Origin of the sequence: Nioella sp. (genome assembly GCF_964229645.1) — a bacterium.
Lineage (GTDB): Bacteria > Pseudomonadota > Alphaproteobacteria > Rhodobacterales > Rhodobacteraceae > Nioella.
The window spans coordinates 1-13,490 of sequence record NZ_CAXREX010000079.1 but is presented as its reverse complement, the minus strand read 5'-3'; the positions used below and the strand labels follow the sequence as shown (position 1 = coordinate 13,490).

General features: G+C 65.5%; 11 protein-coding genes and 1 pseudogene. 7 read left to right on the top strand and 5 right to left on the bottom strand.

Annotated features, from left to right (window positions below):
* Nucleotides 1-232: 232 nt before the first annotated feature.
* Nucleotides 233-358, top strand: coding sequence for a hypothetical protein (locus ACEQXV_RS05330; RefSeq protein WP_370254602.1), 126 nt, complete (start codon nt 233-235; stop codon nt 356-358).
* A gap of 6 nt (nt 359-364) precedes the next feature.
* Here ACEQXV_RS05330 and ACEQXV_RS05325 read toward each other — a convergent pair whose 3' ends face one another.
* From ACEQXV_RS05325 to ACEQXV_RS05310, 4 genes are all read right to left on the bottom strand, one after another.
* Nucleotides 365-619 (bottom strand): hypothetical protein, encoded by a 255-nt coding sequence (locus ACEQXV_RS05325; RefSeq protein WP_370254605.1) that lies wholly within the window; start codon nt 617-619, stop codon nt 365-367.
* An 81-nt stretch (nt 620-700) separates the two neighbouring features.
* Nucleotides 701-1,501: an inositol monophosphatase gene (locus ACEQXV_RS05320; RefSeq protein WP_370254606.1), complete on the bottom strand. Its 801-nt coding sequence runs from the start codon at nt 1,499-1,501 to the stop codon at nt 701-703.
* Between the two features lie 142 nt (nt 1,502-1,643).
* Nucleotides 1,644-7,400: a choice-of-anchor L domain-containing protein gene (locus ACEQXV_RS05315; protein WP_370268208.1), complete on the bottom strand. Its 5,757-nt coding sequence runs from the start codon at nt 7,398-7,400 to the stop codon at nt 1,644-1,646.
* Nucleotides 7,401-7,689: 289 nt separating this feature from the next.
* Nucleotides 7,690-8,598, bottom strand: a complete 909-nt coding sequence (locus ACEQXV_RS05310) for a LysR substrate-binding domain-containing protein (protein WP_370254609.1) — start codon at nt 8,596-8,598, stop codon at nt 7,690-7,692.
* A 101-nt stretch (nt 8,599-8,699) separates the two neighbouring features.
* Between ACEQXV_RS05310 and metF the strand changes: the two genes are divergently transcribed.
* Both metF and ACEQXV_RS05300 read left to right on the top strand, forming a co-directional pair.
* Nucleotides 8,700-9,566, top strand: coding sequence for a methylenetetrahydrofolate reductase [NAD(P)H] (gene metF / locus ACEQXV_RS05305; RefSeq protein WP_370268209.1), 867 nt, complete (start codon nt 8,700-8,702; stop codon nt 9,564-9,566).
* A gap of 95 nt (nt 9,567-9,661) precedes the next feature.
* Complete coding sequence (locus tag ACEQXV_RS05300; protein WP_370268207.1) at nt 9,662-10,189, top strand: PaaI family thioesterase; 528 nt, start codon at nt 9,662-9,664, stop codon at nt 10,187-10,189.
* Here the strand turns inward: ACEQXV_RS05300 and ACEQXV_RS05295 are convergent.
* Nucleotides 10,144-10,317 (bottom strand): hypothetical protein, encoded by a 174-nt coding sequence (locus ACEQXV_RS05295; RefSeq protein WP_370268205.1) that lies wholly within the window; start codon nt 10,315-10,317, stop codon nt 10,144-10,146. The genes ACEQXV_RS05300 and ACEQXV_RS05295 overlap by 46 nt on opposite strands.
* A 59-nt stretch (nt 10,318-10,376) precedes the next feature.
* Here ACEQXV_RS05295 and ACEQXV_RS05290 point away from each other — a divergent pair, with 59 nt between their 5' ends.
* From ACEQXV_RS05290 to ACEQXV_RS05275, 4 genes and pseudogenes are all read left to right on the top strand, one after another.
* Complete coding sequence (locus ACEQXV_RS05290) at nt 10,377-11,564, top strand: aspartate aminotransferase family protein (RefSeq protein WP_370254611.1); 1,188 nt, start codon at nt 10,377-10,379, stop codon at nt 11,562-11,564.
* A 114-nt stretch (nt 11,565-11,678) separates the two neighbouring features.
* The gene (gene argF, locus ACEQXV_RS05285) at nt 11,679-12,605 is read left to right on the top strand and encodes an ornithine carbamoyltransferase (RefSeq protein ID WP_370268204.1); all 927 of its coding nucleotides are present in this window, start codon (nt 11,679-11,681) and stop codon (nt 12,603-12,605) included.
* Nucleotides 12,606-12,789: 184 nt separating this feature from the next.
* Nucleotides 12,790-13,239, top strand: coding sequence for a cytochrome c (locus ACEQXV_RS05280; RefSeq protein WP_370254614.1), 450 nt, complete (start codon nt 12,790-12,792; stop codon nt 13,237-13,239).
* Nucleotides 13,240-13,272: 33 nt separating this feature from the next.
* Nucleotides 13,273-13,437 (top strand): annotated as a pseudogene (locus ACEQXV_RS05275) (EamA/RhaT family transporter); the annotation flags it as partial.
* Nucleotides 13,438-13,490 lie beyond the last annotated feature (53 nt).

The following is a 13,490-nucleotide window of genomic DNA, read 5'->3' as shown; positions in this document are numbered from 1 at the left end:
CCCCCTCGATTGATCCTTTCGCCGGGACGCGGGCCCTGTCCTCCCCTTCCCGCGCTCCGGCCCCCTCAGTTCATCACCAAAAGCTTTATCGACGGATGGTCCTGCCGCACCCGTGAGAGCGGCCGGGCCATCCGTCTTTTTCATTTGCTGGCTGTCGGGTGTGGCTTGATTTTCATCTCCATATGTGTATATATTACACTTATAGAGAAACCCTTAGAGAAAGCCCATTCCCATGTCCCTGCCCCCGCATATTGCCGCCGTCATTCTTCTGACCAACCGCCCGCGCAAGGCCAGGTCGCGCGCACCTGGCGAGGCCGAGATTATTCCTTTCCCGATCGTGGCGCGCCCGCGTCGCTGACCCGGATCAGTCCGGCGCAGACTCGTCCGACGGGCTCAGTTCCGCGTCGGGATCATTTCGGAAGTCCTGCCACTGGGAAAAGCTCGTCTTGATCGAGATGCCGCTCAGCGTGGCCTGGATGTCGTTCGACAGGTCCTCGATGCCGTCGCGCACGTAGGACATGACCGCCAGGCCCATGGCGACCGATGCAGCCGTCATCACGACCCAATCAACGGTCGCGGCCCCGGTTTCATCCAGAAGAAAACTGTTCAGCCGATTCATCGCACGCTCGCATCCTGACATGGCGCGAGTCATGCCACGGCGAAGCGGCGAAAATTTGACGAAAGGGCGATCAGGCCCGGATCAGGCTTCGGACCGTTCGCGGATGGTCTTGGCGAAGGGGTCGAAGATCTGCTCGGCCCCGGCGATGAGGCTGCCATCTTCCAGCATGTTCTGACCGGGCAGGATCGGTTGCACGATGGCCCCTGCTTCCTTGGCGATGAGAATCCCGGCAGCCACGTCCCAGGCATTGAGCCCGCGTTCCCAGTAGCCGTCATAGCGACCCGCGGCCACGTAGGCCAGGTCCAGCGCGGCAGAGCCCCACCGGCGCACACCCGCGCATTGCGGCATCAGCCGGGCCAGGTCCTGCAACGTGGCGGGCAGATACTTGCGCCCCCCGAAGGGCACGCCGGTCGCGAAGACGCATTCGATCATGCGGTGACGGCCCGATACGCGCAGGCGCTGCGAATCGTTCAGCCAGGCCCCGGCACCCTTTTCGGCATAGAAGAGCTCGCCCTTGGCGGCGTCGAAGACCACGCCCGCGACGATCTCGCCCTTGTGCTCCAGCGCCACGGAAACCGCCCAGTGCGGCATGCCGTGCAGGAAGTTGGTGGTCCCGTCCAGCGGGTCGACGATCCAGCGGCGGGTCGGATCCTCGCCCTTGGTTTCGCCGGTTTCCTCACCAAGCCAGCCGTAATTCGGGCGCGCGGTCATCAGTTCCTCGCGCAGGATAGTCTCGGCGGCCATGTCAGCCTTGGACACGAAATCACCCGGTCCCTTGGACCCGACCTGGAGGTTCTCGACCTCGCGGAAATCCTTCACGAGGCTACGGCCCGCCTTGCGGGCGGCCTTGATCATGATGTTGAGATTTGCGCTGCCTTGCATGGCGTGTTCCTCGGCTTGACGAAAGCGGCGTATAGCCGTTGATCGCGACGAAGGAAACATGTCGCGCGCACTTTTTCACGGGCGCGCGCGGCGGGGGAACTGTCGGGCGCATCCCGGCAGACTGGGATGCGCCCCCGTCGGGTCAGACCAGACCGTTGGGATCGGGTTTGCCGCCTTGCGCGGCCTTGGCCATGGCGCGAATGTCACGGCCCTTGAGATAGGGGCGCGCGGGCGGGCCATAGCTGTCCTGCGCCGAGCCGTCCTGGCCGAACACCATCCCCGCGAGATCGGGGAAGAGCGTCAGCAGTTCCAGCGCGGCCTCCCGGTCGATCGACTTGAGCGCCTGCGGCCCGGGATAGAAGGCTTCGGTCCGGCATCCTTCCGCGAAGACCAGTTCGTGCTGGTCGAAGAGGATGTGGATATAGGTCACGCTCTCGCAATCCCTGTCGATCCGGGCGAGCTTGCCACCGTAAAGCTCGGCCGCGTGCTTGGCGCGGATCAGGCGCTCGCCCGTGTCGGTCTTCATCACGAAGCCATGCTGGGGCGAGACCACCATCTTGCGGGTGTTGCCGAAGGCCCCCTTGCGGATCACGACCGGAAGGAGGTTGGGATTGTCCGCCAGTTCCTCGGCCGACAGCCGGCGGCTGCCCACCCAACGCACGGGCTGGAAGCCGTTATCGGCGGTCAGCACCATGTCGCCGGGGCGCAGGCGTTCAACCGGCATCTCGCCCTGGGCGGTCACGATCATGGCACCCGGCGTGAAGCAGGGAATGCCGATGGAGAAGAGTTCGGGGATGGTATCGACCTGGCTGGGCAGGACGCCTTCGAGGGTGATGCTTTCGCCGCCGGGGAAGGTCAGGATTGCATCGCCCGTGCCATCGCCATTGGTATCGGTCACCACAACGTCCCAGGCGGTGACGGGCGTGGTGCCGTCGGTTGTCACGCCCGAGACGTCAAGCTGGTCGAACGTGTGCCCGTCGCCCCGGTCGGCCATGTCGAAGCCGCTCACGACATCGCTGCCGCCGCCATCGCCCAACAGCAGCGTATCTTCGCCGCCGCCCAGGATGAGATTTTCGAATTCATCGGCAGACAGCGTATCGACGCCATCGCTGACCGTGACCTTCTCGGCGTTCAGGTTGGTCAGGTCGATCGTGGTGTCCACGGTCAGGTTCGACAGGTCCAGCGTGTCCCCGTTCACCTCGTCGGTTTCGCCGCCGGACAGGCCGTCATTGCCGAACCCATCCTCGACGATCACCGTGTCGTCGCCGCCTTCGCCCCAGACCTGGTCGGTCCCGCTTCCGGCGCGGATCAGGTCATCGTCGGCCCCTGCGAAGATCGAGTCGTCGCCCGAACCGCCGGACAGAGTGTCATCGAAGCTGTCGCCGATCAGCGTGTCATTGCCTGCGCCGCCGTCGATGCTGTCGGCGCCGCCCGAGGCCTGCACGTCATCGCCATCGAGGCTGTCATTGCCATCGCCGCCGAGAATCGTATCGGCACCGTCCTGGCCGAAGACCGTATCGTCGCCAAGCCCGGACAGGATGGAGTCATCGCCCGCGCCCGCCAGCACCGAGTCGTCGTTCGAGCCGTCGGAATGGTCCGAGGCGTCGATCCGGTCACCTTCTGGGTCGCCGGTATAGGCTGCGTCGATCACGTCATCGCCCGAGGTGCCCTCGACGATGAAATCGCGTGCATCGGGGATGCCGATCGACACCAGGTCGTCGATGGTGGCCAGCTGCGCGGGGGTGACGCCCACCAGCGTGATCGATTCACCGCCCGGGAAGCTCAGCACCGCGTTGCCGCTGCCGTCATCGCCGACGGTCACGTCGCCGGCATGGACCGGGGTTGTGCCCCAGTCCGAGGTCAGGCCCGTCACGTCCAGCTGGTCAACCGTGGTGCCATCGCCGGAATCGGTCATGTCGAAGGCCTGGACGGTGTCGTTGCCACCGAAATCGGCCAGCACGATGGTATCGCCGCCGCTGCCCAGGACGATATGCTCGATTTCCTCGAAGCTCGCCGTCGACACGCCATCGCTGAACGTGCCGGTTTCAGGGTTGGCATTGGTCAGGTCGATGGTCAGGTCGTCGGTGACGAGGCTCAGGTCCAGCACGTCGCCGGTCACCTCGTCGATGCCCTCGGCGCTGATCGTGTCGTTGCCGAAATTGTTCTCGATGCGGATCGTGTCGTCGTTGAAGCCCGACCAGATGTAGTCGTCGCCGGTGCCGCCCCACATCTCGTCATTGCCGACGCTGCCGCGCAGCCAGTCATCGCCTGCCCCGCCGATGATGGTGTCGTTGCCATCATTGCCGCTGATCGAGTCGTTGTCGGCACCGCCCTCGATACGGTCATCGCCGGTGCCGCCATCGAGCGTGTCGTCGCCCGCGCCGCCAAGGATCGTGTCGTTGTTCTCGTCGCCGTAGATCGAGTCCGCGCCCGTGCCCCCATCGAGCAGGTCATCGCCCTGCCCGCCACGGATCGTGTCGGCGCCGCTTCCGCCCTCGACCGTGTCCTGGCCCAGGTCGGCCTGCACCGAGTCGTCGCCCGCGCCTGCCAGCACCGAGTCATCGCCCGCGCCCGCCTCGATCACGTCATCGTCGGATCCGTCGGCCGCGTCGCCCGCATCGACCATGTCGCCTTCGGGGTCGCCGGTATAGCTGGCGTCGATCACGTCGTTGCCAGAGCTGCCCTCGACGATGAAATCGCGTCCGTCGGGGATGCCGATCGCCACCAGGTCATCGACCGTGGACAGGTTCAGGGGGTTCACCCCCACCAGCGTGATGGATTCACCGCCCGGGAAGGTCAGCACCGCGCTGCCGAAGGCATCGGCGGTGACCGTCACGTCGTTTGTCGTGACCGGGGTGGTGCCGCCATCCGAGGTCAGGCCCGACACGTCGAGCTGGTCATTGGTCGAGCCATCGCCGGAATCGGTCATGTCGAAGGCCTGGACCGTGTCCGCGCCCGAGCCGTCGGCCAGCACCACGCTGTCGCGCCCGCCGCCCAGGATGATGTTCTCGATCTCGGTGAAGCTTGCGGTCGAAATGCCGTCGCTGATCGTGCCCGCCTCGGGGTTCGACGCGCTGAGATCGACGGTCACTCCGGTCGTGGTGGCGCTGAGGTCCAGCGTGTCGCCATCGGTTTCGCCAGTGCTCCAGCCGTCGATCGTGTCGTTGCCGAAGCCGTCCTCGATCACGACCGTGTCGTCCCCGGACCCGCCGAACATGCTGTCTGCGCCGGTGCCGCCGATCAGGATGTCGTCGCCCGCCCCCGCGCTGAGGCTGTCGTCGCCGGCACCGCCATCGAGCGTGTCGGTGCTGAGATCATTGCCGCCCAGAAGCGTGTCGTTGCCGTCCTGCCCCAGCAGGCTGTCGGCCCCGTCACCGCCGTCGATATAATCGCCATCGGCCCCACCGATCATGGTGTCGTCGCCGATCCAGCCTTCCATGTAGTCGGCTCCGGCATCGCCCATCATCGAGTCGCTGCCAGCCCCGCCATAGACCGAGTCCGCGCCCGATCCGCCATAGAGCGTATCGTTGCCGTCATCGCCTTCGATCCGGTCATTGCCCGCGCCGCCTGCGGCAAGGTCCGCATCCGCGCCGCCCGACAGGAAATCGTCGCCCAGGTCACCGTTCAGCGTGTCGCTGCCGGTGCCGCCGAAGATCGAGTCATTGTCGTCGCCGCCATAGAGCAGGTCGTCCCCGGCATCGCCGAAGATGGTGTCCATCCCCGCGCCGCCTTCGACCGTGTCGGCCCCGGCCCCGGCGTGCACCTCGTCATTGCCGGTATCCGCAACGATGGAATCGGCGTCCGTTCCGGTCTGGTTGTCGCCCGCATCCACCCGGTCGCCCTCCCGGTCGCCCAGGTAGCCCGCGTCGATCACGTCATCGCCGGTGGTGCCCTCGACGATGAAATCGGGGGCGGGCGGGATGCCGATGGCCTCCAGGTCCGAAACGCTGGACAGCTGCGCCGGGCTGACACCGACCAGCACGATCGACTCGCCGCCGGGGAAGGTCAGCAGCGCATTGCCGCTGCCGTCGTTGCCGACGGTCACGTCATTGGTGGTGATGGGCGTGCTGCCATCCGTGGTCAGGCCCGACACGTCGAGCTGGTCGAGCGTGGAATTGTCGGGCGCGCGGCTCATGTCGAAGCCGGTGATCACGTCCGCACCGCCGCCATCGGCCAGCACGATCGTATCGTCGCCGGAGCTCAGAACGATGTTCTCGATTTCCGAGAAGCTGGTCACGCCCGCGCCAGAGCCCACTTCGTCGACGATGCCCGCTTCGGGATCGGCGCTGCTCAGGTCGAGCGTGACCCCGGCCGTAACTGCCGACAGGTCCAGCGTGTCGCCCGCCGTCTCGCCGGTTTCGCCCCCGGTGATGGTGTCGTTGCCGAACCCGTTCGACAGCGTGATGGTGTCGTCGCCGCCCTCGCCGTAAATCCTGTCATCGCCCGTTCCGCCATCGACGGAGTCATTGCCATTCCCGGCCCAGATCGTGTCATTGCCCGCCCCGCCGTCGATCGTGTCGGATCCGGCATGGTTGGACCCGGTGACATCGTCGATCAGGTCATTGCCCGCACCACCGGTGGCAAGGTTGTCACCGTCACCCATCTTGATGGTGTCATCGCCGTCGCCGCCATGGAGCGTATCGGCCCCTGCACCGCCCTCGATCGAGTCGTTTCCGGTGCCGCCCTCGACGATGTCGTCCCCGGCGCCTGCCAGCACCGTATCGTTGCCGCCAAAGGCCTGGATATAGTCGTCGTCCCCGGTGGTGCCATTGACACCCAGGGCGTCGTTTGCATCGACCATGTCGCCTTCGGGATCGCCTGCAAAGCTGCCATCGATCAGGTCGGCCATGCCGCTGCCTTCGACGATGCCATCGCCGGGCGCATCGGCCACGGTCTCGATATTCACATAGCCGACATCGCTGTTACCGGCGCTGTTTTCCACCGTGTAGGTAAACACGGTCGAGCCAAGGGTGGTGCCGGTGGCCACGCTGAACGTGTAATCGTCGTTCAGGGTCACGACCTCGCCCGTGTTCAGCGTGACGCTGTCGCCCGGAACCACGGCCACGCCGTTGATCTCGGTGATGCTGAGCCCGTCGCCGATCGTGTCGCGGTCGTTCTCGGTCACGTCGATGACGCTGACAGTATTGGCCTCCAGCGTCACGAAATCCTCGAAGGCCAGCGCCATGGTCTGCACGCTGTCCGCCGCGATCAGGACGTTGGTGTCATAGGCGAAGTCGCCCCCGTCGGCGAGACCGATCTTGATGCTGTTCTCGACTCCGGCATTGACCTGCGCCTTCAGCGACAGGGTGATGGTGAACCCGTCCATCTCGGTGTTGTAGAGGTCGCTGGCCGCCGGGTTGTCGACATAGAGGTTGGCGTTCGACGTGTCGTTGATCGTGTCGATCGACACGGTGTCGCCATTGGCAGACAGCGGCACGAAGGTGCCGTTGACCCAGACGCCCAGCGCGTCGTTCACACCGCCATTGACGTATTCGAGATATTCCTCCGACGAGAAGACGAACTGCATCGTGATGTAGTCGTTGTCGGGGATGAAGGTGGATTCAAAGACCACCGCATCGCGGGTGGATACCGTGGAAACGGCATCGAGATCCGCGTCCCCCGCGCCACCGTGACTGGTCGAGGTGCCCGACGCGGTATTGGTATCGGTCCCGGTTCCCGCCGTGGTAAAATCGGTCACGTTGCCGGTCGACAGGATCACGCCGCTATCCGACGGCACCACCCCGGCCGAGGTCGTCTCGCCGCCGGTGAAGGTCCCGGCCTGCGTCGCGGCCCCTGTCAGCGTGGCGGACACCACCTGGATGCCATCGCCGAACATGGTGTTGGCAAGCGTGGTTGCGTCGGTTGTCGTGGTGACGTTGAGCTCGGTTGCATTAGGCATCGGTCAGGCCCCCCGCAAACTGGAAAAGCCGGGGCTGCTCTGCATCCTGCCACTGCCCGAGGGCTTGGCTGAAGCGGCACTGGCCGCAGGGGGACTCGAAGGAACCGGATACCATTTCACTGCTCTCGATCGTCTTGTTATCCCCCGTGCCTACAAGGCGACTGGGGCGGTTTTCAGAGAGAGCAGGGGCGATTTACGGCAGAGATCGGGGCGATTATGGGTCGTTGGGAAACAATGGGCCACCCGGCGACCGCAAAGCCGCCACGCCAGCGCCGCAATTGACCGCGGATCAGCCGCGCCGTTGCAGCTTGACCGGCTCGGTCCGGGCCAGTTTCAGCACGTGGGCCATGAAGGGTTTGGTGGTGTCGTCGCTTCGCGTGGCACCATACATGCGCCGCGTGACCCCGGTCTCGGTCAGGGGCCGGGTGATGTAGCTGGCGTTGTGGCGCTGTTCACGCACCACCCAGTCGGGCAGCACTGTCACGCCCCGGTTGGAGGCAACCAGAAGCAGGATCACCGCGGAAAGTTCGACCTGCCGCACCCCGCGCGGTTCCACCCCCGCCGGGGCCAGGAACTGGCTGAAGACATCGAGCCGGGTGCGCTCCATCGGGTAGGTGATCAGAAGCTCGTCGCGGAAATCCTCGGGCATGATGAAAGGCTTTGCCGCCAGAGGATGTTCCGAAGAGGCCACGAATACCGGCTCGTAATCGAAAAGCGGGGTGAAATCGACGCCGGGCAGCGCCTCGGGGTCGGATGAAATCACCAGGTCCACCTCTTCGCGCATCAGCGCGGGCAGCGCCTCGAATTGCAGGCCCGGGCGGATGTCCACGTCCACGTCGGGCCAGGCGATGCGGAACTGTTCCAGCACCGGGAGCAGCCATTCGAAACAGGCGTGGCATTCGATGGCGATGTGCAGCCGCCCGATCTTGCCCTGCTGCATGGCCCTGAACTCTTCTTCCACCGCCGCCACCTGTGGCAGCACCTGCTCGGCCAGCCGCAGCAGCCTGAGCCCGGCGGCGCTCAGCTTCATCGGCTTCGAGCGCCGCACGAACAGCTCCATCCCCGCCTGGTCCTCCAGCCCCTTGATCTGGTGGCTGAGCGCGCTTTGCGTGATGTGCAGCCGATCGGCGGCCCGGGCCAGCCCGCCCTCTTCGTGAATGGCCTTGATCGTGCGCAGGTGCCGGAATTCAAGATGCATGAGCCTGCCTCATGTTCATGATGAAAGTTATGAGTTTGCTTCACTCCCACCCTCTATGCGACATCCTTGGTCACCAGATCAAGGACCTGACCCAGATGACCGTGCCCACACCCCGTGTTTCCTTCGAGTTCTTCCCACCGCAATCGCTTGAAGCCTCTTTCCGGCTTTGGGACACGCTTGGCACGCTGGCGCCGCTGGCACCGGAATTCGTCTCGGTCACTTACGGCGCGGGCGGCACCACCCGTGACCTGACCCATGACGCGGTGAAAACGATCCATGCCAATTACGGGGTGAAGGTCGCCGCTCACCTGACCTGCGTGGATGCCACCCGCGAAGAGACCCTGGCGATTGCCGACAGCTATGCCGAGGCCGGCGTGAACCGCATCGTCGCCCTGCGCGGCGACCCGCCCAAGGGGGCCGATGGCTTTCGCGCCCATCCCGAGGGCTTCGCCTCGTCCGTCGAGCTGGTGAAAGCCCTGGCCGATACCGGCAAGTTCGAAATCGCCGTCGGCGCCTATCCCGACCCGCATCCCGAGGCGGACTCGCTGGCAGCCTGCGTCGAGTATCTCAAGCGCAAGGTCGATGCCGGGGCCAGCACCGCCATCACCCAGTTCTTCTTCGAGGCCGACACCTTCTTCCGCTTCCGCGATGCCTGTGCCGATGCCGGGATCGGGGCGACGATCATTCCGGGCATCCTGCCCATCGGCAACTGGACCCGCGTGCGCAACTTCGCAACGCGCTGCGGCGCGATCGTGCCCGCCTGGCTCGATGAAGCCTATGCCGCTGCAACCCGCGACGGGCGCGAGTCCCTACTGTCGACCGCGCTTTGCACCGAGCTGTGCACCGATCTGCTGGAAGGGGGCGTGGAAGACCTGCATTTCTACACGCTCAACAGCCCCGACCTGACCCGCGATGTCTGCGCCGCCCTTGGCGTCACGCCGCGCGTCACCCTGGCAGAGGTCGCGTAGCGCCCGTCTCATCCGCTGGAGGCGAAAAACGTTACGTCACCTCGCGCCGCCGCAGTCAGAGGAGGGATTGCGGCGGCGCAAGCCGGGAAGGCAGCATGGCCGCATTCCGCAACAGCCATCCAGCCTGCCCAACCGTGACCCATCCCATCTACGCCACATCGCCCACCGAGCTCGCCGATCGCGAGACGCTCCTGTCGCTCTCGGGGCTCGACTTCATGCAGTCCATCCTCGACGGGCGCCTGCCCGGCCCGCCCATCGGCCAGACGCTCAACTATCACCTCGACCTGGTCGAGGATGGCCGCGTGTGTTTCCGCGGCACGCCACTGTTCGATCACTGCAACCCGATGGGAACGGTGCATGGCGGCTGGTATGGCACGCTTCTGGACAGTTGCATGGCCTGCGCGGTGATGACCCGCGTGCCGAAAGGCTCGGTCTACACCACGCTCGAATACAAGGTGAACATCACCCGGCCCATTCCCCTTGGCACCGAGATCGTCGCCGAGGGCATCGTGTCCCATTCGGGCCGATCGACCGGGGTGGCCGAGGGCACGATCCGGGGGGCCGGGGACGGGCGGCTTTACGCGACCGGCTCCACCACCTGCATCATCATGGCCGCCCGCTGAGCCGCGGAAAATTCTTCCCGAAGAATTTTCCCGGCGCCCCCAACCGGGAAAAAATCTTCTGGAAGATTTTTTCCCGCCGCCTTGAAGAGTTTTCCGGAAAACTCTTCCGGCGCGGCCCCTGATTTCATTGACTTCCCCGGGGGTTTGAGGCATGGCCGATGCTTCAACATTCCCCAAGGAGATCGCCATGATCACGCCGGTTCTGCCCAGCTATTCCCGTGCACCTCTCTCCTTCGTCAAGGGCGAAGGGGTCTGGCTCGTGGAAGCGGATGGCCGACGTTTTCTCGATCTCGGCGGCGGCATCGCCGTGACCGCGCTTGGCCATGCGCATCCGGCGCTGGTCAAGGCGCTCACCGACCAGGCGAACGCGCTGTGGCACACCTCGAACCTCTACAACGTGCCCCAGCAGGAAGCACTGGCCGAACGGCTGGTGGACCACACCTTCGCCGACACCATGTTCTTTTGCAACTCGGGCACCGAGGCAGGCGAACTGGCCGTCAAGATGGCGCGCAAATACTGGTACGAGAAGGGCCAGCCGGAGCGCACGACCATCCTCACCTTCGAAGGCTCCTTCCACGGCCGGTCCATCGCCATGATCTCGGCCGCCGGGTCGGAGAAGCTCACCAAGGGGTTCGGGCCGCTTCTGCCGGGCTTCGTCACCCTGGCCTTCGGCGATCATGACGCGCTGCGCGAAGCTGCCGCGCGCCCCGAGGTCGGCGCGATCATGGTCGAGCCGGTGCAGGGCGAGGGCGGCATTCGCCCGCTGCCCGATGCCTGCCTCAAGGGCCTGCGCGATCTCTGCGACGAACATGGGCTGCTGCTCATTTTCGACGAGATCCAGTGCGGCATGGGCCGCACCGGCAAGCTCTTCGCCCATGAATGGGCCGGGGTCTCTCCCGACATCATGATGGTCGCCAAGGGCATCGGCGGCGGCTTCCCGCTGGGCGCGCTTCTGGCCACCGAAGAGGCCGCCTGCGGCATGACCCCGGGCACCCACGGCTCGACCTATGGCGGCAACCCGCTTGGATGTGCTGTCGGCTGCGCGGTGATGGACGAGATCACCAAGGATGGCTTTCTCGAGGACGTGAACCGGCGCGCGGGCCTGCTGCGCCAGAAACTCGAAGGGCTGGTCGCCTCTCACCCCGACATCTTCTCGGGCGTGCGCGGCGAGGGCTTCATGCTGGGCCTCATGTGCAAGGTGCCCAACATGGACGTTGTGAAGGCGGGCTATGATCAGCTGGTGCTGACCGTTCCGGGCGGCGACAACGTGGTGCGCCTGCTGCCCGCGCTCACGCTCAGCGAGGACGAGATCACCGAGGCGCTGACCCGTCTCGATGCCGCCGCAACCGCCCTGGAGGGCCGGGCCGATGCCTAAGCGCGGCTTTTTCGAGCCCGCCTATTTCGGGCACCGACGAGGATAGGGAAACGGAGATCACCCTTTCCCGATCCTCGGGGCCGCCGGGCTGGCGGTCCAATTCAAGGCACTGACATGAAACACTTTCTGGATATCAACACCACCGACCCCGCCGACCTTCGGCACATGATCGACCACGCGCGCAGCATGAAGGACGCGCGCAACGGCCGCCCCAAGGGAACGCCCGATGACGAACAGCCGCTGGCCGGCCACATGGTCGCCCTCATCTTCGAGAAACCCTCGACCCGCACCCGCGTCTCCTTCGACGTGGGCGTGCGCCAGATGGGCGGTCAGACCATGGTGCTGTCGGGCAGCGACATGCAGCTTGGCCATGGCGAGACCATCGCCGATACCGCCCGGGTGCTCAGCCGCTATGTCGACCTGATCATGATCCGCACCTTCGAAGAGGCGACGCTGCTGGAAATGGCGGAATACGCCACGGTCCCGGTCATCAACGGGCTGACCAACCGCAGCCACCCCTGCCAGATCATGACCGACATCATGACCTTCGAGGAACATCGCGGCCCCATCGCCGGCAAGAAGGTCACCTGGTGCGGCGACGGCAACAATGTCTTCGCCAGTTTCGCCCATGCCGCGGGGCAGTTCGGCTTCGACCTGACGTTCTCGGGCCCGCCGACGCTGGACCCCGAACAGGTTTTCCTCGACGAGGCCCGCGCGAAAGGCGCGACGGTCGAGATCGAGCGCGACCCGCACAAGGCCGTCGAGGGCGCAGACCTGGTCGTGACCGATACCTGGGTGTCGATGCACGATCCGCAATCGGCGCGCGAACGGCGGCACAACCAGCTGCGCGGCTACCCGGTGAACGAGGCGCTGATGGCCCATGCCAAGCCCGACTCGCTCTTCATGCATTGCCTGCCCGCCCATCGCGACGAAGAGGCAACAAGCGCCGTCATGGACGGCCCGCATTCGGTGATCTTCGACGAGGCAGAGAACCGCCTTCATGCGCAAAAGGCGATCATGCGCTGGTGCCTCGGCGTCTGACCGAAGGCAGACGACCGGATCAGCCAAAAGGGGCCCGCGCCACGCGCCGGGCCCCTTCTTCGTCGCTGCGTCCCGTGATGCATCCGGGCCGCAGCTCCGCCCGCGACGCCGGCCAGCCCCTGTCATTTGCGGGGCGCTGCGTTATCTTTCGGAGGACATCAGCAGAGAGTGGACCCCGGACCCCGTGCAGAAATCCCTTCAGATCGGCGCAGTTGCGCTCTGTGCGCTGGCCACGGCCGCGCTCGCCCACCAGAACGTTCAGAACCCCGCCGTGCTGGCCCGGATGGAAAACATGACCGCCCTGGCCCGCCAGGTCGAGGTGCTGGGCAACATGGCCCGCGGTGAGACCGCGTTCGACGCCTCCATCGCCAACACGGCACTTGATACGCTGTCGAGCGAGGCCAACCACATCGTCGACCTGTTCGAAGCCCCCGAGACCGACCCGCGATCCGAGGCGCGCGCCGGGATCTGGGAAAACTTCGCCAATTTCAGTGGCCGCGCGCGCGAGCTGGAACTGCTGGCCGCAGAGCTTGCCGGGTCGGTCGAGGACCGCGCCAGCCTGGTGGCCGCCCTGCGCCGGGTCGGCGCGTCGTGCAGCGGCTGCCACGAGGACTACCGCATCAATCGCGATTGACATTCGGCGCGGGCGGGCGCACCGCTCGCGCCCATGACACCTGCGCCCAACCCGCCCCTTGCCGTTGCCTTCATGGTCACCGCGACCCTGTTCATCGCGGGTTCCATGCTGATGGCCAAGCTGCTTGGCACCGACACGCTTTGCCCGGCCCTGCACCCGCTGCAAATCAGCCACGGGCGGTTTCTCTTTGCCTTCCTTCCCACACATTAAATTCTATTATGCCGTTAGCATATTTTTCGCTGTCAATTGAC